Annotated in this window: 18 protein-coding genes and 1 other RNA gene; 16 read left to right on the top strand and 3 right to left on the bottom strand. The window is 64.9% G+C overall.

Features of this window, described 5'->3' with window-relative positions:
• The first annotated feature begins 18 nt into the window (after positions 1-18).
• Together ssrA and ACNHGR_RS06110 are read left to right on the top strand one after the other, a co-directional pair.
• Positions 19-373, top strand: a transfer-messenger RNA (tmRNA) gene (gene ssrA / locus ACNHGR_RS06115).
• A gap of 296 nt (positions 374-669) precedes the next feature.
• Positions 670-1053, top strand: coding sequence for a tetratricopeptide repeat protein (locus tag ACNHGR_RS06110; RefSeq protein WP_475284709.1), 384 nt, complete (start codon positions 670-672; stop codon positions 1051-1053).
• 261 nt (positions 1054-1314) lie between these two features.
• Here ACNHGR_RS06110 and ACNHGR_RS06105 read toward each other — a convergent pair whose 3' ends face one another.
• Together ACNHGR_RS06105 and ACNHGR_RS06100 are read right to left on the bottom strand one after the other, a co-directional pair.
• Entirely contained in the window at positions 1315-4005 is a 2691-nt protein-coding gene (locus tag ACNHGR_RS06105) for a TonB-dependent receptor domain-containing protein (RefSeq protein ID WP_475284707.1), read from the bottom strand.
• Between the two features lie 103 nt (positions 4006-4108).
• A complete protein-coding gene (locus ACNHGR_RS06100) occupies positions 4109-5701 on the bottom strand; it encodes a hypothetical protein (RefSeq protein ID WP_475284705.1) in 1593 nt (530 codons plus the stop codon).
• Between the two features lie 244 nt (positions 5702-5945).
• Here ACNHGR_RS06100 and ACNHGR_RS06095 point away from each other — a divergent pair, with 244 nt between their 5' ends.
• Complete coding sequence (locus ACNHGR_RS06095; protein WP_475284703.1) at positions 5946-7367, top strand: CYTH and CHAD domain-containing protein; 1422 nt, start codon at positions 5946-5948, stop codon at positions 7365-7367.
• Between the two features lie 129 nt (positions 7368-7496).
• On the opposite strand, the gene ACNHGR_RS06090 is transcribed toward ACNHGR_RS06095, so the two are convergent.
• The gene (locus tag ACNHGR_RS06090) at positions 7497-8150 is read right to left on the bottom strand and encodes a prolyl hydroxylase family protein (RefSeq protein ID WP_184265045.1); all 654 of its coding nucleotides are present in this window, start codon (positions 8148-8150) and stop codon (positions 7497-7499) included.
• A gap of 185 nt (positions 8151-8335) precedes the next feature.
• On the opposite strand from ACNHGR_RS06090, the gene ACNHGR_RS06085 reads away from it, so the two are divergent.
• The 13 genes from ACNHGR_RS06085 to ACNHGR_RS06025 all read left to right on the top strand — a co-directional run bounded on the left by ACNHGR_RS06085 (position 8336) and on the right by ACNHGR_RS06025 (position 20390).
• A complete protein-coding gene (locus ACNHGR_RS06085; RefSeq protein WP_475284701.1) occupies positions 8336-9193 on the top strand; it encodes a type II secretion system protein N in 858 nt (285 codons plus the stop codon).
• Complete coding sequence (gspD, locus tag ACNHGR_RS06080) at positions 9190-11391, top strand: type II secretion system secretin GspD (RefSeq protein ID WP_475284699.1); 2202 nt, start codon at positions 9190-9192, stop codon at positions 11389-11391. Before ACNHGR_RS06085 ends, gspD begins: the two co-directional genes overlap by 4 nt.
• A complete protein-coding gene (gspE, locus tag ACNHGR_RS06075) occupies positions 11388-12932 on the top strand; it encodes a type II secretion system ATPase GspE (protein WP_475284698.1) in 1545 nt (514 codons plus the stop codon). Before gspD ends, gspE begins: the two co-directional genes overlap by 4 nt.
• Positions 12925-14142 carry a type II secretion system inner membrane protein GspF gene (gspF, locus tag ACNHGR_RS06070; RefSeq protein ID WP_475284696.1) on the top strand — a complete coding sequence of 406 codons (1218 nt, stop codon included), beginning with the start codon at positions 12925-12927 and terminating at the stop codon, positions 14140-14142. Before gspE ends, gspF begins: the two co-directional genes overlap by 8 nt.
• A gap of 11 nt (positions 14143-14153) precedes the next feature.
• Positions 14154-14642: a type II secretion system major pseudopilin GspG gene (gene gspG / locus ACNHGR_RS06065; RefSeq protein WP_475284694.1), complete on the top strand. Its 489-nt coding sequence runs from the start codon at positions 14154-14156 to the stop codon at positions 14640-14642.
• Between the two features lie 19 nt (positions 14643-14661).
• Complete coding sequence (locus ACNHGR_RS06060) at positions 14662-15111, top strand: GspH/FimT family pseudopilin (protein WP_475284692.1); 450 nt, start codon at positions 14662-14664, stop codon at positions 15109-15111.
• 94 nt (positions 15112-15205) lie between these two features.
• The gene (gene gspI, locus ACNHGR_RS06055; RefSeq protein ID WP_475284690.1) at positions 15206-15568 is read left to right on the top strand and encodes a type II secretion system minor pseudopilin GspI; all 363 of its coding nucleotides are present in this window, start codon (positions 15206-15208) and stop codon (positions 15566-15568) included.
• 94 nt (positions 15569-15662) lie between these two features.
• On the top strand, positions 15663-16352 hold the full coding sequence (gene gspJ / locus ACNHGR_RS06050; protein WP_475288341.1) for a type II secretion system minor pseudopilin GspJ: 690 nt from the start codon (positions 15663-15665) through the stop codon (positions 16350-16352).
• Entirely contained in the window at positions 16345-17334 is a 990-nt protein-coding gene (gene gspK, locus ACNHGR_RS06045; RefSeq protein WP_475284688.1) for a type II secretion system minor pseudopilin GspK, read from the top strand. Before gspJ ends, gspK begins: the two co-directional genes overlap by 8 nt.
• Positions 17331-18449: a type II secretion system protein GspL gene (gspL, locus tag ACNHGR_RS06040; RefSeq protein ID WP_475284686.1), complete on the top strand. Its 1119-nt coding sequence runs from the start codon at positions 17331-17333 to the stop codon at positions 18447-18449. Before gspK ends, gspL begins: the two co-directional genes overlap by 4 nt.
• Positions 18446-18934 (top strand): type II secretion system protein M, encoded by a 489-nt coding sequence (gspM, locus tag ACNHGR_RS06035; RefSeq protein WP_184265028.1) that lies wholly within the window; start codon positions 18446-18448, stop codon positions 18932-18934. The genes gspL and gspM overlap by 4 nt, the downstream gene beginning before the upstream one ends.
• On the top strand, positions 18931-19653 hold the full coding sequence (locus ACNHGR_RS06030; RefSeq protein WP_475284683.1) for a type II secretion system protein N: 723 nt from the start codon (positions 18931-18933) through the stop codon (positions 19651-19653). The genes gspM and ACNHGR_RS06030 overlap by 4 nt, the downstream gene beginning before the upstream one ends.
• Positions 19650-20390: a prepilin peptidase gene (locus ACNHGR_RS06025; protein ID WP_475284682.1), complete on the top strand. Its 741-nt coding sequence runs from the start codon at positions 19650-19652 to the stop codon at positions 20388-20390. Before ACNHGR_RS06030 ends, ACNHGR_RS06025 begins: the two co-directional genes overlap by 4 nt.
• Positions 20391-20682: the final 292 nt, after the last annotated feature.

The raw sequence follows: 20682 nt of genomic DNA, 5'->3' as shown, positions 1-20682 counted from the left end.
GCAGGTGGCTCAAGTCCATGGCTTGAAAAAGGCGGCGAGTGGCGCCATATGGGGGATGCCGGGTTCGCCCGGCTATGGTGATAAATGGTGTCGTGTAATAGACGCAGCGGACCCGGGGGCAGTACCCGGCGGTTCCACCACATGTCCCGTGACGGCTCGGCCGAAACGGGGTGTCTGACGGGGCCGAACTAGGATCGACGTGTGTTCAAAGACGATGTTTTTACCCGGCCCGTGTAAGCCGTTAAACTGTGCAAAACTCATAAGTGCCAACGATAACGAAGCACTCGCCATTGCAGCGTAATTGAGGGCCTCACGGCCTGACGTTACTCTAAAATAGCGCGGTTGAACCCACCGGGCAACAGAAGGGAATTCAGCGGTCTCCAGGGCACCGGGCAACAGAAGTCCCTGGACCTTATCCCGTCATCGTCACGCTTTCAGGTCGCCCACGCGGCGACGGCGTCGTGCGTCTGCGATTCCCCTGATTCGAATCGCTGGATTTTACCCTGTCTTTTCGATTACGCTTTTATGACAGTATGAAGTAAAATTCATATCATATTGATTTTACATGAAAGAAACTTGTTTTAGGCGCCATCGTGCCATCTTGTCCTGATGTCATCTAAATGAAATACTTCTGGCTATGTTAGGAAGTTTTTTCGAGGAGATCGGGATATGAAAAAGGCCGCTATGATGATGGGTCTGGCGCTGGCAGCGATGATGCCGGGCATGGCTCAGGCGGCGCCCGAGGAGATGGTCGTGGTCGGCGCGCCGGACGGCACGCTGGCGGCGACCGCGATCCAGGCCGGTCGTTTCGCCGATGCGCAGCGCAAGCTGGCGGCGATGCCGGTCTATGGCGAGAATGATCCCGCCCGCCTCATCAACCTGGGTAACGCCTATGCCGGCATGGGCAAGATGGCGCAGGCCCGCGAAGCCTATCGCTCGGCCCGTTTCGCGCCGGAAGTGACGCTGGTGCTGGCCAACGGCACCGAAGAATCGTCGCGATCGGTGGCGGTGCGGGCGCTCGGCCGCCTCAACCCCAGCTATGCGATGAACTGATACTGGTTACGCCCAAAAGGTGCAGGGAGCGGGGGCGCCGTCCGGCAAGGACGGCGCCCTTCGCTTTGAGCGGGATAATCTTACATCGTTTCGTCATTGCGAGCGTAGCGGGCCGCAGGCGGGCGGAGCCCAACCAATCGAAGCGCGCGCCAATGGATTGCTTCGCTACGCTCGCAATGACGGGACGGATTTGTCTGGTTCTCGAAAAACGCAAAACGGCCGGGTTTCCCCGGCCGTTCGCTTGTCTGCGGTGATTAAGGATCAGAAAGCGACGGTCAGCGACGCCGCGATCGACGTGCCGATCTTGTAGCGGTTATAATAGACCTTGTTGCCATCGGCCTGCTGATATTCCTGGAACTTGCGGCCCAGAATGTTGCGGGCTTCCAGCTTCAGCTCGCTGCTGATGCCGCCGGGCAGGGTCAGGCCCTGACGGGCGACGAAGTCCAACTGCACGCCCGGCTTTTCCTTGATGTCGGGTTGCAGGTTGGGACCGCGGCTGGTGACGCGCGGGCTGGCATAGGTCAGCAGCAGCGTCTGCTGCGATAGCTTTTCCGTGTCCTCCAGACCCAGTTGCAGGTTGACCAGATGGTCCGACTGGCCGGTCAGCGGCACGCCGTTCAGGAAATAGTCCGACGCGGCCGGCAGGTCGCCGGTGGTGTAGGTGTAGGGGATGGTGGTGTCCCCTTCCTTCACCTTCAGCTTCGACTGGGTGTAGGTATAGTTGCCGATCAGCGCGATGCGGCGGTTGGCGAAGAAGTCCGAGTTGGAGATATTGCCCAGCGGGACGTATTTCTGCGCTTCCAGTTCGAAACCATAGAGCGACGCTTCCGGTGCGTTGGCGAAGCTGGTCGTCACCGCATAGGTATCGTTGATCGTGGTGAAGGTTTCGATCGGGTTTTCGATCTTCTTGTAGAAGGCTGCTGCGATCAGACGCTCGTCACGCCCCATATACCATTCGGCCCGGACGTCCGCATTCCACAGCTGGCTGTCCTTCAGGAAGGGGTTGCCGCGGAAGAAACGGTTGGATTCGGTGTCGAGATAGGGCTGGGCGATCAGTTCGCGGAACTGCGGACGCGCGATGGTCTTGGACCCGCTCGCCCGGAATTGCAGGCCCTTGGCGGCTTCGACCGTCAGGGTGACGGCGGGCAGCCAATAATCCTTCTTGATCTGGTTGAACGGGGTGACGCCGGTGCTGTAGACGTCGACGCCGGTGACCGACTGGTCGCCCTTTTCATAACGGACGCCCGCGTTGACGGTCACGCCCGGAATGACTTCCGCCTGCACCTGACCATAGCCGGCATGGACGCGCAGGGCGGCGTCATAGACCGGATAATTACCCGAAAATTCGAGCAGGCTGATGTCGTACAGCTGGATGATCGCATCCGACGTCAGATAGTCGGGACGCAGTTGCTGCACGCCGAGCGGCAGGTTGGTGGCGTCATAATGCAGCTCGTAGCGCGACGAGGTGCGCTTCGTGTCGGTGAAGGCATAGCCCGCCGTCAGCGTGACCGCCGGCGAGAATTTGTAGCTGAGGTCCGCGCCAGCCGACCAGAGATCTTCGTTGAGATCGCTGAAGGTGACCGAAGCGTCGCCGCGCTGGCGGTTCAGCGCGTTGATGAAGCGGTCGCCGACCGGATCTTCGGTCAGCGCGCGGTTGGTGCGGACATAGACGAATTCGCGCTCATAGGGCGCTTCACGCTGCGAATTGGCATAGCCGCCGCGCACGTCAAGGCTGAGGCTGTCGCCCAGCTTGAATTCGCCGACCAGCTGGGTGTCGATCAGCTGACGCTCATACCAGGCGGTATTTTGCGTCATATAGTCGGCGCCCTGGATCTGGCCGTCATTCTGGCCGATCGAAAGCGCGCTGCGCTTCAGCGTGTCGCGAATGTAGAGGTTGGTCCAGCGCAGCTTCTGCTCACCCAGTTCCAGCCCGACGCCCAGCAGCGCGTTGACCGTGATCTCATTGTCGGTGCTGATCTGCTGGGTGTTCTTGCCCGCGCCTGCGGCCGGATCGAGCGAGGCCTGTTGCAGCGTGTCGCGGGTGCGCCACTTGTTGCTGTAGGAGCCGGTGGCGATGATGCCGAGGCGGCCGTCGCTGCCGACATCCATCGCCGTGCCCGCGTTGAGCGAGGCCGAGAAGTTGAACGGCACCGCGTTGGTGCGCTGGAGCAGGGTGGTGTCCGCGTTCAGGAACTGCATCGCGATATTGCGCAGGTCCGCACGCGGCATGTTGGGGAAGGGCGTACCGCTCTTGATCGCATCTGCAAGCAGCGGCGGAACGTCGCGCGAACTGTCGTCGAAACCGGTCCAGTCGGACTTGGCGCCGTAATGGGTATAGCCCATCTGGCCGGAGGTTTCGGTGTTGGCCGAGCTGCCGAAGCCGAGTTCCAGATAGGATTCGGTCGGGATCGCCTTGGTCGTCAGGTTGATGACGCCGCCGCCGAATTCACCGGGGAAGTTGGCGGAAAAGCTCTTCTGCACCAGGGTCGAGGCGATTACGCTGGTCGGGAAGATGTCCAGCGGAACGACGCGCTTCAGCGGTTCCGGGCTGGGCAGGGGGGAGCCGTTGAGCAGCGCGAGCGAATAGCGGTCGCCAAGGCCACGGACATAGACATAGCCGCCCGACACGACCGACAGGCCGGTGACGCGCTGAAGCGAGCCGGCGATGTCGCCTTCGCCCGTGCGCTTGATGTCGGCGGCGGACAGGACGTTGACGACCTGCGGCGCGGCCTGCGAGATGTTGGCGGTGCGGCGGCCGGTGACGACGATGTCGGCGCCGGGGATCGACACGTCGACATTGCCCGACTGCGCATCGGCTTCGTCAGCGGCGCTGGGCGTGGTCGACATGCCGGCGTCACCGGCTTGGGTCGGATTGGTCTGCGCCATCGCCATCGGCGTGACCAGCGCAGTGGAAATCAGGAGCAGGCGCGCCAGGCTGAGCGGCTTCGACATGCTATTCGTCCCCCTTGGGAAAATTCTGAGCAAAGAATTTGGGCAAAAGAAGGCGGGGAAGCGCAGTTTACGCTCCCCCGCCCCTATTGAGGTCAGGTGCCGATCAGGTCGTCGGGATGGCGGTGCAGTTGCCGCTGGCGGTGCCGAAGCTGGCGGTCGCCGAGTTGCAGGTCCAGCCGGCATACCAGGTGTCGCTGCTGTCCTTCACCGCACCGACATAGGTGGTGGCGGTGAAGTTGCTGTCGATCGCCTTCAGGTCGGCGGCAGCGCGAGCGGTTTCGGTCGCACCGTTGATGAACAGGCTGGTCAGCGACGGGGTGTAGCTGATGGTGCTGTTCGCGCCGGCTTCGAAGATCGACTGGACAGTGGCGGCATCGACGCCACGGTTGCCCTTGTACGGGGTGCTGCTGCACTGCATCACGACCGAGATATATTTGGGCTTGCCAGCGTCCTGAAGCGCCGTGTCGGCGTCGCGGACGGTGGTGGTGCTGTCGATGCGCAGGCAGCTCTGGGTCGGGCTGACGATGATGCCGTTGGCGAGCGTCAGGTCGGCACCGCCGCGCAGCAGCATGGCTGAACCGTTCGAACCGGTGGTCGAGCGGTTGATGGCGGTGAAGTTGGCGACCTTCAGATACTGGCGCGGCAGGGCGTCTTCGCCGTTGTTCGACGCGGTGCCACCGTTCGAGTCGGTTTCGAGGAAACCGTCACCGATGTCGTTGTTCGCGCGCTGGATGCTCAGCAGGAACTGGACGGTGCCGCGATAGCCGATGTCGGTGTCGAGGTTGTCGTCTTCGTTGCCGGTCAGGACCAGATAGCGCGGGTGGACGGAGCCGCCGAAGATTTCGATGCCGTCGTCCGAGCTGTTGTGAACCTGGATATGGTCCAGCTGGGTGCCGGTGCCGACGCCCGACGGGGTCAGCCCCTGCAATTCGCTCGAACCCGACAGGACGAAGCCCGAATAGCGGATCTGGACATAGGACATGCGGCCCGAATTGTCGGCGTCATTGTCGCCGCCATAGAGGGCGCCGCTGGCGCCTTCGGTGTCGCGTTCGCAGGCCGTGGTGCCGGCGGCGGCGGCAGGGGCGAGGCAGTCGGTGATCTTGGCACGGCCGAGCAGCACGACGCCGCCCCACTGGCCGGACGACTGATCGGTGTTGGTGCCCAGCACGTTTTCACGGCTGGTGAAGATGATCGGCTGGCTGGCGGTGCCGACCGCGTTGATGCGGTTGCCGCGGTTGACGGCCAGGAAGGTGTTGCCGGTGCCGGCGAAGATGGTGACGCCCGGATCGATCGTCAGCGTGACATTGTTGCCGGTGCTGGACGCGCCCTGGTCGGTGCCGACGTCGACGCGGCCCGGCATCGAGTAGATCACGCCGGTCTGCTTGGAAATGGCGGTCGAGCTGGTGAAGCGCGCCGGGAAGGCGCAGTTGCGCCAGGTGTTGGTGCCGTCCGTGATGGTGCCGGCATCGGTCAGCTGGGCCGAGCCGGAAATGCTGGGGCAGCTTGCAGCCGGCGTCACTGCCGTCGGCGTGGGGGTCGGCGTGGGCGTGGGGGTTGGCGTGGGGGTCGGCGTCGGCGTGGGGAGGACGATCGTGCCTTCGCCCGGCGAAGCGATGTCGTCCGCGCCGCAGGCGCTCAGGCCCACGCAGGCGCAGCCCGCCATCAGGATCGTGTGGATACGGTTAATCTTGGCCATGTCGTCTCCGCTCCGGTCTTGCCGGGATGGTTGAAGTGCGGAGCGCAGGGGAATTTCGATTCGGACAACGCCCCCTGTCGCCCTCGGACGGGCAGGTAGGCGCACCAGATGACATGATGATGCTGGTTCTATGACATTGCGAAGACTGTTATGTGACAGTTTAGGGACTCTCATGGCATTTCCATGAAAAGCGGACGCATGCTAAAGGCGTAACGATCGCGGGGGCGTCGACGGGAGCCATGATTTGCAACCGGAAATCGAACTCAAGCTCGATATGTCGGGCGATGCCGCCGATATTTTCGCGCAATGGCCGCCGCTTGGTGCGCTGGATGGCAAGACGGCGACGTTGCACGCCACCTATTTCGATACGCCCGATCATCGGCTGGCCGGGCAGGGGGTGAGCCTGCGCATCCGGCGATCGGGGCGGCGGCGCATCCAGACGGTCAAGGCCAACGGACGCGGCGGCGCCGGCCTGTTCGCACGGGATGAGTGGGAACGGCCGGTGCGTGGCAATGCGCCGGTGCTGGATGAGCGCAATCCGGTGGCGGCGCTGCTGGGCGATGCCGTGGCTGATGTCATCCCCGCATTTGAGGTTCTGGTGGAGCGGCGGACCTGGCTGGTGCCGCAGGACGACGCGATGATCGAACTGGTGCTCGATCGGGGCGTGGTGCGGGCGGTCGAGCGGGAAGAGCCGATCTGCGAGATCGAACTGGAACTGAAAAGCGGGGCGCCGGCGGCGCTGTTCGCGCTGGCCCGGCGGATCGACGCGGACATGGCGGTGCGGCCGGGCGTGTTGAGCAAGTCCGAGCGGGGCTATCGGCTGGCCGAGGCCTTGCCCCATGCCCATAAGGCGGAGCCGGTTCTGCTCGATCCCGACATGACGATCGGTGACGCTTTCAGGCGGATCGTCGCTCTGTGCCAGCGACAATATCGGTTGAACGAGGCGCTTTTGCTGGAGGGCTATGCACCCCAGGCCTTGCATCAGGCGCGGGTCGCGATCCGTCGTTTGCGCACGGCGCTGAGCCTGTTCGGACCCGTGTTGCGGGCGGAAGATGTGGCAGGTTTTCAGGGCGAGTTGCGCTGGCTGGCACATATGCTGGGCGAGGCGCGCGATCTGGATGTGCTGGAACTGTCGGACGCGGCCGGGCGCGAAAGGCTGGAGGCGGCGCGGGCGGATGCACGGGCGCGGGTGCTGCAATGGCTGGCCTCGGCGCGAGTGCGGATGTTGTTGCTGGATCTGACGGAATGGCTGGCTGAGGGGGCGGGTTTGAGCGCCGACGCGGCGCGACCTGTGACACCCTTCGCGACGGAGCGATTACGCAAGCGCCGCAAGCGGGTGGCCAAAGGTGGCAAGCGGATGAAGCGGCTGAGCGACGAGGATCGCCACACGGTGCGGAAAGATGCGAAGAAGCTGCGCTATAGCGCTGAATATTTTGGAAATCTGTTCCCGGCGAAGAAAGCGCGGCGGCGCTACAAGCGCTTCGTCGCCAGACTGGAAGCGATACAGGGCAGGCTGGGGATGCTCAACGATCTGGTGAGTGCGCCGGCGACGCTGGCACGGCTTGGGTTGACGGTGGAGGCAAAGACGGGGGATAGAAAGACATTGCTGTCCGCTGCTGCCAGGGCGCATCGGGCACTGGTCGACGCCCGCCGCTTCTGGACCTGACGCTTAAAGCATGATGACTTTACATAGGCCCGCCATTGCGAGTGCAGCGAAGCAATCCATGTGGCATTCCCTTGGATTGCTTCGCTGCGCTCGCAATGACGAAGCGGGTTAATCTGAAGTCATCAAATTCTACCCCCAGGGGCGTTCGCGATACCATTTGGTGATGACATGCTTCACCCCGGCACGCACCTTCATGCCATGATGGATGCTGGCGGGATTGGGTTCGCTGGACGGCAGCCTGTTGTTCCATATCAGCAGCTTGCCTGTTTCGGGTTGCACCGTCTTGCCGATCTTCGTGAAGCGGGTGGCGCCGCCGGCCGCCGGTTCGTTCAGATAGATCATCAGCGTCCAGGTGCGGTTGCCCGCGACCGAGCAATAGCGCGGATAGTCCGCGCCCTTCGGGTCGAAATAGTCGGTATGTGCCTTGAATTCCTGCCCGACATCATAGCGCTGGCCCTGGATCGGTTCGCCGTGCGGCGTGGCGATGCCCGCAAAGGCGTCCAGCCGGGCATTGATCGCCGCGACGAAGGGATCGCCATGGTCGAGGTCGCACGTCTCGCTGGTGCGGAAATAGCCGTCGCCATTGGCATCGGCAATGGTCGAGGGCCGGCGCTTCGCATCGATTCGCTCGACCAGCGCGGCGCATTCCTGCGCGTTCAGGAAGTCGCGCTGGATGAACAGGGTCAGTTCCTTGCTCGGCACGCGCTGGATGCGGGGATGGGTGGCAATCCACGCGGGATCGGCATCTAGGGCTGCGGGGGGCATGTCGATCTGGTTCGTCATGAGCGATCCGAAAAGGCGAAGTTGAGAGAAAGACGTCGCCACGCCTATCTTCCGTCTTTGAAAATGCAAGTCGCGCGGCAGGGCTGTTACGTCATGTCATATATCGGTCATATAACTGTCATTCTGGAGTAAGATCGTCCGCCTAGCTGACGTCCTGGGACTAATCGGGGGCGTGCTTCACGGTCATGCGTGTGCCATTTGGCGATAGAATAGGCAGTTTCGGGCGGAACCGGTCGGCCTCTGTTTCGGCGATCGACTGGCTGGGGCTGCTGGAAAAAGCGCTGCTGGTGCTGTTGGCGCTGCAACTGGTGCGACTGGTCTGGGCCGTGGTAGCGCCGGTCGGCAGCTTCGGCCCCTGGGAAGGGCGGCAGGCGCAATTGCTGTCGCCGAGCGCACGGCAGGCGCTGTTCGCCAGCTTCGATCCCTTCTTCCGCACCGGCGCGCCGCAGCAGGCGGGCAATGGCGTCGTCACCTCGCTGGCGCTTACCCTTTACGGCGTTCGGCTGAACGAGGGGTCGGGGCTGGGCTCTGCCATCATCGCATCGCCCGACGGGGTGCAGAACAGCTATGCCGTGGGGGATGAAATCCTGCCCGGCGTTGTGCTGAAGGCGGTCGCCTTCGACCATGTGACGATCGACCGGGGCGGGGCGGAGGAGCAGGTTTTCCTCGATCAATCCACGCCTGCGCCGGAAGCGGAGCCTGCCCCCGCAGCAGGCGCTGGCTGGCAGAGCGCAGCCCCGCCGCCGCCCACACCGCCCGGTGCCGGTCCCACCGTCGACAGCCTGAAGCGTGACATTGGTTTCGCTCCGCGCATGCAGAATGGGCGCGTCACCGGCCTGGCCGTCCTGTCCAAGGGGCCGGGTTTTGCCGGTGTCGGCTTCAAGGCCGGCGATATCGTCACGCAGGTCAATGGCCAGCCGATCGGATCGGCTGGCGATCTCCAGACGCTCCAGAACCAGATCGCGCCCGGTGCGCGCCTTTCCCTGACCGTCGAGCGCGGCGCCGCCGTCGCCTCGGTCAACATCATAGTGCAAGGCCAATGACCCGCAAATTCCTCCTTTCCGCTGCCACCGCGCTCGCCCTTGCCACGCCGATCGTAACGCCGGTCATGGCGCAACAGACGCTGAACGTGCGCGATGCCGACATTCGCGCCTTCATTCAGGATGCGGCGCGGGTGACGGGCCGTACCTTCATCATCGACAACAAGGTGCAAGGGAAGGTGTCGGTCGTGACCGACCGGCCGCTGTCGCGCTCGGAATATTTCGAAATCGTGCTGTCGACCCTGCGCGCCAACGGGCTGGTCGCGGTGCCGGCGCCCGGCGGCGCCTATCGCATCCAGCCGGCCGACGGCGCGGCGGGTCAGCCGAGTAGCGTCGGCCGGGCGACCAATCGCAACAGCTTCGTCACAGAAGTCTTCCGCCTGCGGTCCATTGACGCGGCGAGCGCGCTGGAAACGCTGCGCCCGCTGGTGAGCAAGGAAGGCTCCGTCACCGCCAACCGCGCCGGCAACAGCGTAGTCGTGGCCGACTATGCCGACAATATCGCGCGCATCCGGCAGGTGATCGGCCGGATCGACCGGGACACGGCGGCGACGCAGATGGTGATGCTGAAAAATGCCGGCGCGCGCGAGATTGCCACTTCCTTGCAGGCGCTGGTGGCGAGTGGCGGCGGCGAAAATGCCGCGCCGTCGGCCGCGACGGTGGTACCGATCGACAGCAGTAATGCAGTGGCGATCCGGGGCGATGCCAATACCGTCGTGCGTCTGGTGGCGATGGCGCGCCAACTGGACCAGCAGGCGGCAAGCGGCACGGAAATCCGGGTCTACTGGCTGGAACATGCCGATGCCGAAAAGCTGCTGCCGGTATTGCAGCAACTTGTCGGTCAGTCGACCAGCCAGCCTGTGACGGCTTCAACGCCGGCCGCTGGTGGCGCAGCGCCCGCATCACAGGCGGCAGCGCCTGTGGCCGCGGCTTCCTCCTCTTCTTCGTCCAGCGGCGGCGGCATTTCCACGCGCGGCCCGGCGATCGTTACCCGCTATGAGGGCGCCAATGCCATCATCGTTGCCGCTAACAGCGATGTGCAGCGCATGCTGGGCGAAACCATCCGCCAGGTCGATACCCGCCGCGAACAGGTGCTGGTGGAAGCCATCATTGTCGAGATCAGCGACGCGGCGGCCAAGAAACTGGGCGTGCAGTTCCTGCTGGGCAGCACATCGACCGGCTTTGCCGCGACCAATTACAGCAACGCGTCGCCCAATCTGCTGACGCTCGCGGGCGCCTATGGCGCGGACAAGCTTGGCACGACCAAAACGACGGTGGTTGCTGCAGACGGGACTACTACGACCACGGAGACGCAGACCAACAGCGATCTGGCCAGCACGCTGCAATCGGCGGCCATCAACAGTCTGACCAGCGCCACCGGCGCGATCGCGGGCCTGGGCGGCAGCATCGGCAAGAACGGCATTTTCGGCGCGATCATCAATGCGGTGAAGTCCGACACGGAAAGCAATCTGCTCTCCACCCCGTCGGTGATGACGCTGGACAATCAGAAGGCGTCGATTCTGGTCGGCCAGCAGGTACCCGTGACCACCGGTGAGGCGCTGAGCCAGAATTTCGACAATCAGTTCCGCACCGTCCAGCGGCAGGATGTCGGTATCAAGCTGGAGGTGAAGCCGCAGATCAATACCGGTGGCGCGATCAAGCTGTTCCTGAAGCAGGAAGTGTCGAGCGTGGCCGGGCCGGTCAGCAACTCCAGTAGCGACCTCATCATCAACAAGCGCGAGATCGAAACCACCGTCACCGTGGACGATGGCGAGATTCTGGCGCTCGGCGGCCTGCTGGACGATAATGAGCGCAAGACGATCGAGCGTATCCCGCTGCTGTCCGATATTCCGGGGCTGGGCGAATTGTTCAAGTCGCGCAGCCGCAGCCGGACCAAGACCAATTTGATGGTCTTCATCCGCCCGACCATATTGCGGTCGAAGGAGGATGCTCAGCGCCTGACGCAACAGCGCTACGGCTATGTCCGGGGCATGCAGTTGCAGCGCAATCCGGATGTCGAACCCACGATCGATGAACTGGTGCGCGACTATATGGGCGCGACCCCGCCTGTCGCGGCGCAGCCGGGTGACGCGGTGGTGCTGCCGGAGGTAGCGCCGACACAGGTGATCGAACCCAGCGTCCGCCAGTCGAGTGGCGTGGTCCGACCGGTCGAGATACCGGCAAGCGGAGAGAAGAAGTGAGCGACCAGCCGCAGGATACGGACTTTCCCGCAATCCCGCTGCCGTCGCGGCCGATCGACATACCCTATGTTTTTGCACGCAAGCATGGCGTCGTGATGCTGCCGCTGGAGGGCGATCGCCTGACCATTGCCGTGCGCGAGGGCAGCGACCCGCGCATCCTGCTTGAAGTGCGGCGCCATCTGGCGCGCAGCTTCGACGTGCGCTTTGTGGAGCCGACGCAGTTCGACCGGCATCTGTCCGATCATTATGCGATGGAGGGCAGTGCAGCGGCGATGGTGGGATCGCTGGAGGTCGGCGCCGATGAACTGGACATATTGGCTGCCGATATCCCGACCGCCGATGACCTGCTCGACAGCGCGGACGATGCACCGGCGATCCGCCTGATTAACGGCATCATCGCCGAAGCGGCGCGGCAGGGCGTGTCGGACATCCATATCGAGCCCTATGAAACCGGCCTCATCGTGCGGATGCGTGTGGATGGCGTGTTGCGCGAAACGCTGCGCATGCCGCCCCATGTCGCCCCGGTCGTGGTCAGCCGCATCAAGGTGATGGCGCGGCTCGACATTGCCGAGCGGCGCGTGCCGCAGGATGGCCGCATCGGCCTGACGCTCGGCGGCAAGCTGCTCGACGTGCGCGTGTCCACTTTGCCGAGCCGCGCGGGTGAGCGGGTGGTGCTGCGCATATTGGACAAGGAAAATGCCGGCATCACGCTCGACCTGCTGGGCATGACCGGCACGCCCGATCGCATCTTCCGCGAAGGGCTGGGCGAACCGAACGGCATCATCCTGGTCACCGGGCCGACCGGGTCGGGCAAGACGACGACGCTTTATGCCGGTCTGCGCCAGTTGAACGACGGGTCGCGCAACATCCTGACGGTCGAAGACCCGGTCGAATATGCGATGGAGGGCGTCGGCCAGACGCAGGTCAATGCCAAGGTCGGCCTGACCTTCGCGGCGGGGCTGCGCGCGATCCTGCGGCAAGATCCCGACGTCGTCATGGTCGGCGAAATCCGCGACCGGGAAACGGCGGAGATTGCGGTGCAGGCATCGCTGACCGGCCACCTCGTCCTGTCGACCGTCCATACCAATGATGCCGTGGGGGCGATTACCCGGATGCGCGACATGCGGGTCGAGCCGTTCCTGCTCGCCTCCACCCTGCGCGCCGTGATTGCCCAGCGTCTCGTCCGTCGCCTCTGCCAGAGCTGCCGGGAACCGGTACAGGCGGACAAGTCGGCCAGCGCCTTGCTGGGCTTTGACCCCGGCACGATCATCTATCGTGCACGCGGTTGCGACGAGTGTAATGGCACCGGCTACAAGGGCCGTATCGGCGTGTTCGAGGCGATCCGGGTGGACGACACCATCCGCCGCCTCATCAATGACGGCGGCGATGAATTGCTGATCGCGCGCCATGCTTTCCTGAACGCGCCGAACCTGGGATCCGCCGCGCGGGCGCTTGTGCGTGATGGGCAGACCACGGCGGAGGAAGCCATCCGCGTGTCGCGCCGCGACGCGGTCGAGGTGGAAACCATCGCCGATGGCTGATTTCGACTATAGCGTCATCGATCCGGCGGGTCGGGAACGCAGCGGCAGCATCAAGGCCGCGACGATCGAGGATGCGCGCGCCAAGCTGGATGCGCGCAAGCTGTTCATCGTGCAGATCGAGCCGGGTGCGGTCGAAACGGCGCGCAAGCGGGCGGGCCCGTCGCTGCGCGCGCCGCGCCTGTCGGCCAAGGAACTGACGCTTTTCACCCGGCAGTTGTCGACGCTGATCCAGGTCAGTCCGCTGGAGGAGTCGCTGCGCACCATCGGCAAGCAGAGCGAGCAGGATCATGTCCGCGCGATCGTGGGCAAGGTGCATGGCGGCGTGCTGGAAGGGCGTCGGCTCGCCGATGCGCTGGGCGCGGAGCCGAAAAGCTTCCCGCCACTCTATCGGGCGATGATTTCCGCCGGCGAAAGCTCCGGCAGCCTCCCCACGATCATGGAGCGCCTGTCCGACCTGATGGAACGGCAGGCGGTGATGCGGTCGAAGGTGCTGACGGCGATCGCCTATCCGTCCGTGCTGGCGAGTTTCGCCGTGTTCGTAGTCGCGGCGCTGATGATCTTCGTCGTGCCCAAGGTGGTGGAGCAGTTCGACACGGTCGGACAGGAATTGCCACTGCTGACGCGAATGGTCATGGGCGTGTCGGCCTTCCTTGCCGCCTATTGGTGGCTGCTGCTGATCCTGTTGGCGCTGGGTGCCGTCGGTTTCTGGCGGTCGATGAAGGTGGAGCGGTTCCGCTATCGGTTCGACGCGATGCTGCTGGGCCTGCCGCTGCTGGGACGCTTGATCCGGGACCTCCATGCGGCGCGGATGGCGCGGACCTTGTCCACGATGATCGCCAGTCGACTGCCGCTGATGGAGGGGCTGTCGCTCACCGCCAACACTGTCCACAATCGCGTGCTGCGCAAGGCGTCGGACGAGATTGTCGAAGCGATCCGGGGTGGCGGCAGCCTGTCCGCCGCACTGCGTCGGGCCGGCGTGTTCCCGCCCTTGCTCGTCTATCTGGCAGCGAGCGGCGAGAGCGCCGGGCGGCTCGACGCCATGCTGGAGCGCGCCGCCGATTATCTGGAACGCGAATTCGACAGCTTCACTTCGGCCGCGCTGGCGATGCTGGAGCCGGTCATCATCATACTGATGGGCGGCATCGTCGCCGTCATCATCCTGTCCATCCTGCTGCCGATCCTGCAGCTGCAAAGCCTCACCGGGGCTTGAAGGAGTTGAATATGTTGAAATGGAATGAAGTTCGGGCCGCCACCCTGGAGGGTGAGGAAGGCTTCACGCCCGTGAGGCGTTCCGCCGAAGACGGCTTCACGCTGGTCGAACTGATGGTCGTGATCGTCATCATCGGCCTGCTGGCGACGATCGTGGCGATCAATGTCATCCCCGCGACCGACACGGCGCGGATCGAGAAGGCGAAGGCGGATATCGCGACGATCGAACAGGCGCTGGAGCAATATCGGCTCGACAACCTGACTTATCCGGCTGGATCGGACGGGTTGCAGGCGCTGCTTAACCCGCCCGCCTCGCTGGCGCAGCCGCAGCGTTATCGTCGGGGTGGCTATATCAAGAAGCTGCCCGACGATCCGTGGGGCCGCGCCTATCTCTACACCGTGCCGGGGCGCAAGGGCGCGTTCGACATCAGCACGCTGGGCGCGGACGGCCAGCCGGGCGGCGAGAGCGAAAATGCGGATATCTATTCCAGCGAACTCTGATCCCAACGGTTTCACGCTCATGAGGCGTTCCGCCGAAAACGGCTTCACGCTGTTGGAGTTGATGGTCGTGCTGACGATCATCGGCTTCATTTCGGCTGCCGTCGTGCTCGCCATTCCCGATCCGCGCGGGCGCGTGATCGAGGATGCCGACCGCTTCGCCGCGCGCGTTGCCGCCGCGCGCGACGAAGCGGTCGTGACCGCGCGCCCCATCGGTCTGTGGGTGTCGGCCTCCGGCTATGGTTTTCAGCGCCGTGAGGGTGGCCAGTGGGCGCCGCTGGAGGACAAGCCTTTCGTCACCGCCAACTGGAAGGGCGGCACGCGCGCGCTGGTGGGCAAGGATGGACGCCAGCAGATCGCCTTCGACGGCACCGGCCTGCCCACCGATCCCCTGACCGTGACGCTCGCCCGCGAAGGCGAGCGTGTGTCCGTGACCGTCGACATGGCGGGGAAGGTGATGGTCGGTGGGTAAGACACGCGCATCCTGCACTCGGTCCGTTCGCCCTGAGCCTGTCGAAGGGCACAGTACGCGCCCGTCGACAGGCTCAGGGCGAACGGATATAATTGTGGAACGGGCCGAACAGGGCTTCACGCTACTCGAAATGCTGGTCGCGCTGGCGGTGTTCAGTCTTGCCGCGCTGGCGCTGGTGCGGTTGCAGGGAGTGACATTGCGCACCGCCGCCGATCTGGACAGCAAGGCGCTGGGCCAGATGGTCGCGCGCAACCTGATGGTCGATGTGCAGAGCGATCCCGTTCCGCCCTCTATCGGTGAAGAGGATGGCGACGTCGAAAATGGCGGGCGCCGCTGGCACTGGAGCCGCACCGTCAAGCCGACCGACGACCAGCGGCTGTTGCAGGTCGACCTGACCGTCGATGGCCAGCCCGGCGCGTCGCCGGTCGCGCTCAGCTTCGTGCGGGTGGTCGAATGATGACCTATTCTCATCATCCGTTCGGTTCGAGCCTGTCGAGAACGGGGGCGCGCGCAAGAGTTCTCGACAGGCTCGAACCGAACGGAGGGGGGAGATTCCGTCCGCTTCTTTACCGGAGCGTTCCGCCGAAAACGGCTTCACGTTTTTCGAGCGTTCCGCCGAAAACGGCTTCACGCTGATCGAATTGCTTGTTGCGCTCATAATCTTCGCCATGCTGGCGAGTGCCGGCGTATTGCTGCTGGGCAATAGCGTGTCGGCGCAGGCGCAGGTCAAGGCGCGGCTGGACGAGATGGCGGCGGTACAGCGGGCCGGTGGCGCACTGGCGGCCGATCTGGGGCAGGCGGTGCCGCGCATCACCCGGACCGAGGCGGGCACCAATGCGCCAGCCTTCTGGGCGCATGACGATGGCGAAGCGCAGCCGGTGATGCAGTTCGTGCGCGGAGGGTGGGACAATCTGGGCGGCCTGCCGCGCCCCTCCTTGCAAAAGGTCGAATATTGGGTGCGGCAGGGCCGGCTGGAGCGCCGCACCTATGCCCAACTGGACGGCGCGGCGGGTGATGAGCCGGCGGCGTTGCTCGACAATGTCGAAACGGTCGTGCTGCGTTTTCGCGACGCGCAGGGCAAATGGCAGGAGGCATGGACGCCGAGCCAGCCGGACCTGATGCCCCGCGCGGTCGAGATGATGGTGACGCGCACCGGAGAGCCGCCGGTCATGCTGCGCTTTCTGGTTGCGCCCGGCCCGGCCGAGAAGCTGGTGGCGGGAGAGGAGGCGACCGGTGCCTGACCCTCGTAAAGATGGCGAGCGGGGCGCCGCCTTGCTGACCGTATTGCTGCTGGTGGCGGTGATGGCCGTGGTGGCGGCTACCGCGCTGGAGCGGCTGGCGCTGGCGACGCGGATGACCGGCAATGGCGGCGCAGTCGATCAGGGGCGGGCCTATGCCGACGCGGGCATGGCAATGGCGCGGCTGCGGATTGCGGACCTGACTGCATCCAACCCGGCCCGGATCACGCTGGCGGGCGGATGGATGGGCACGCCGCAAAGCCTGCCCGTCCCCGGCGGCGTGGCGACGGCGCGGGTCACGGACGGCGGCAATTGCTTCAATCTCAACAGCGTGGTGAGTGGCGAGACGGAGGCCAGCCTGAAGGTTCGGCCGATCGGCGTACAGCAGTTTCAGGGCTTGTTGGAGGCGCTGGGCGTCAATGCGCGGCAGGCGCAGGTGGCGGCCGCGAGCCTGGCCGACTGGATCGACACGGACAGCGTGCCGCAGCCCGGCGGTGCGGAGGATGAAATCTATGCGGCGATGGAGCGGCCCTATCGCGCTGCCAACCGCATGATGGTGGACCCCAGCGAGTTGCGGGCGGTCAGCGGGATCAGCCCGGCCATCTATGATCTGGCAAAACCGTGGATTTGCGCGCTGCCGGTCACGACGCTGTCGCCGATCAACATCAATACGCTGCTGCCCGATCAGGCGCCTTTGTTCGCAATGCTGCTGCCAGGGCAATTGAGCGTGGCGCAGGCGCGGCAATTGCTGGCGCAGCGGCCGGCGGACGGCTACGGCAGCACGGTGCAATTCTGGGCGCTGCCTTCGCTCGCTGGCGTGTCGCCGATGACCGAGGTGCAGGAACAGGTGAAATTGACGACTGGATTTTTTGGAGTGGACGTTTCGGTGGATGTCGGGGGAACGCAGGTGGTGGAGCGGGCGCTGATCGACGCGCGGGAAAGCCCGGCACTGCTGGTGCGGCGCAGTTGGGGCGCGGGCGCATGAGCAGTCGCGATGCGCTGATCGTCTTCCTGCCCGAAGCGGCGGACGTGCCGTCCCGCTGGATGCGGGTCGTGGATGGCACGCTCACCCAGTCGGGCGAGGGCGCCAACTGGCTGGCGGCCTGCGGTCTTGCTGCCCTGCCCGATCAGGCGCGGGTGATGCTGGTGCCGCCGGCCGCGCTGGTGACATTGCACTGGATGGCGCATCCCGACCTGCCCGTGCGGCAGGGGCGGGCGGCGGCGCGGCTGGCGGCGCTGGCGGGCGGACTGCTGCCGGCCGATCAATTGTTTGCCGTCGCTGACGCCAACGAAGACCCGGCGCGGCGGCATATCGTCGCCGTGGCGAGCCGCGCCGATATGCAGCATTGGCTGCTCTGGGCCCAGCATCATGGTCTGGACCCCGATAGCATCGTGCCGGCCTCGCTGCTGCTGCCCGAGCCGGACCATGGTTTCACGCGCGGCCTGATCGGCGGCGAGACGGTGCTGCGTGGCAAGGACATGGCGCTGACCGCCGACATGGCGCTGCCGGAACTGGTGGCGGACGCGCCGGTCGCCGACGTCGCCACCGGCCTGATCGAGGGACGTGCGATCGCGGCGCTGGACAATCCGCCGCTCGACATGCGGCAGGGGGATTTTGCCAAGCGGGTGCGGCGGTCGGTCGATGGCAGGGTGCTGGGCCGGATCGCCCTGTGGAGCGGACTGATATTGCTCCTCAGCCTGATCCTGTCGTTGGTCGGCATCGCGAAGCAGCATATGGAAGCCAGCCGGTTGGACGGCGACAGTCTGGCCCGCGCGCAGCAGGTACTGCCGGGCGCAAGCGACGCCGCGCAGGCGCTGACCGAGATGGAGGGCAGGCTGGCGGCACGGGGGGCTGGCGGCCGCGCCTTTACCGCCCCGGTCGCAGGCTTGCTGAGTGCGATGCAGGATGCGCCGGGCGTGGCGCTGACCGGCCTGTCGCGCGATGCTGACGGCATGGTGCGGGCCACGCTGGCGGCGGCCAAGGCGGAGGACATCAATGTCGTGCTGCTGGCGTTGCAGGCGGCCGGCTTCACGATCACGGCCACGCCCTCGCAGGAGCCGGGCGGGCGGACGCTGGCGGATATCACGGTACGGTCATGATGGAACGGATAGCGACATATTGGTCGGAACGATCGACCCGCGAACAATGGATGCTGGGCGTGATGTTCGCGCTGCTGGGCGGGGTGATATTGTGGTTTGGCGTGGCGTTGCCGCTCGACCGGGCGCAGCGCTCCGCGCGTGAAACCCTGCTGGCTGCAACGGACCGCAATGCCGCCGTGCGCGCAGCGGTGAAGCAGTTGAAGATATTGCCGCGCGATGCGGCCGCCACTGGCCCGGCGACGCCGGTCGACCAGTTTGTCGGCCAAAGCGCGGGCGAGGCGGGGCTGACGCTGGAACGGGCGCAGGCGCAGGGCAATGACCGGATGGAGATCGCCATCGCCTCGGTCCGGCCGGTCGCGCTCTTTTCCTGGCTGGCCACGCTGGAGGCGCAGGGGGTGCGCGTTGATACGATGAGTGCGCGTCCATCCGCCACGGCGGGGAGCGTGTCGGTCCAGGCCGTGCTGGTCCGGGGAGGCCCGCAATGATGGGCCTCACCTTGTCGCGACGGATGCGGATCATACTGATACTGGCGCTGTTGCTTGGTCTGTTGCTGTTCCTGCCGATGCGCGTGGCCCTTGGCCTTGCCGGACTGGAGCGGCTGGGCGTGGCCGCCCGCGACGTGCGTGGCAGTGTGTGGAGCGGGCGGATCGACCAGTTGATGCTGGGCGACATGCCGCTTGGCAGCGTGCGCGCTGGCCTTTCGCCCGTGTCGCTGCTCATGGGCCGGGCACGCTTCGACATCGCCCGCAAAAAGGGGCTGGCCGATGATATCGGCGGCGCGCTGACCGTCGGGTTCGGACGGATCGGCGTGGACGATGTGACCGGTGCGATGCCGCTCGGTCGCACCTTCGCGCCCTTGCCGGTCGGCAGCCTGATGCTGGAGGATGTCAGCGCTTATTATAGTGGCGATCGTTGCGGTCATGCCGAAGGGCGCGTGCGCGCACGCATGTCCGGCCAGATGCCGGGCCTGAACCTCAGCCAGGGCCTGTCAGGCGTTGTCGCCTGCGATGGCGACGCGCTGCTGCTGCCGCTGGTCAGCCAGTCCGGCATGGAAAAGATCAGCCTGCGCATCTGGCGGTCGGGTCGATACACGGCCGAAATGCGCGTCGAGACGGCAGACCCTGCACTTGCGACGACTCTGGGGCAGGCGGGCTTTGCCAATGTCGGCGGCGCGCAGATGCTCAAGGTTGAAGGCAGCCTGTGATCCCGCCGGTTGCGGCGCTCATCGGCGCGCTGGCGGGTGCGATCGCGGGCAGTTTCCTTGGCACCCTGATCCTGCGCTGGCCCGAGGGGCGCAGCGTGATGCGGGGACGTTCCGCCTGCGACGGATGCGGGCGCACGCTGGGCGCGCGCGATCTTGTCCCCCTGCTGAGTGCGATGATCCAGCGTGGGCGTTGTCGCACCTGCGGCGCCCGTATCGATCCGTTCCACGGCCGGGTGGAAGTTGCCTGCGCCATCATCGGCGCGCTGGCAATTGGCGGGCTGCCCGATGTCGGGGGCGTGGCCTGGGCCTTGTTCGGCTGGCTGCTGCTGACGCTCGCGCTGCTTGACTGGCGTCATTTCTGGCTTCCAGACGCGCTGACCCTGCCACTCGCCTTTCTGGGCTTTACCGCAGGCCTGTGGGCGACCGATGTCGGCCTGCCTGATCGGATCGTCGGTGCGGCGGTCGGCTATGGCGCGTTGCTGGCTATCGCGCTCGGCTATAGGGCGCTGCGCGGGCGCGACGGGCTGGGGCTGGGCGACGCGAAGCTGCTGGGCGCGCTTGGCGCCTGGTTCGGCTGGCAGGCGCTGCCCTTCATCCTGCTGATTGCATCGGTGCTGGGCCTGGCGGTGATGCTTGTCACCGGCCGTGCGACGCAAACCGGTGCCCGCGTGCCGCTCGGTACTTTCCTGGCGCTGGCTGCGCTACCCGCATGGATCATCGTCCTGCGATTGGTCTGAGCCTGCGCCATTTTTAAGCTGTGGTCGGGGAGACAGAGTTCGTGCTTTAGCCGCATCCGATTGTTAATAATAAAAATATAGAAAATTTGAATTTGTAAAAACAACAAATAACAACATATTTGCTATTTATCCATTGAATTCGACGTGAGATACTTTGAGACAATTTTAGAAGATTATCAAGCGTTTTTTGCAAAGTAATTTTATTAATGTGGTGACCGTTATGTCGTGTCTTTGACTGGAGCTCTCTTTCTCTGTAGCGCCGATAAAAAGGATAGATGGGGCTACCGACATT

The sequence above is a fragment of the Sphingobium sp. RS1 genome, assembly GCF_056156825.1.
The sequence above is the reverse complement of the archived record's forward strand: the minus strand, read 5'-3'. Positions and strand labels throughout refer to the sequence as shown.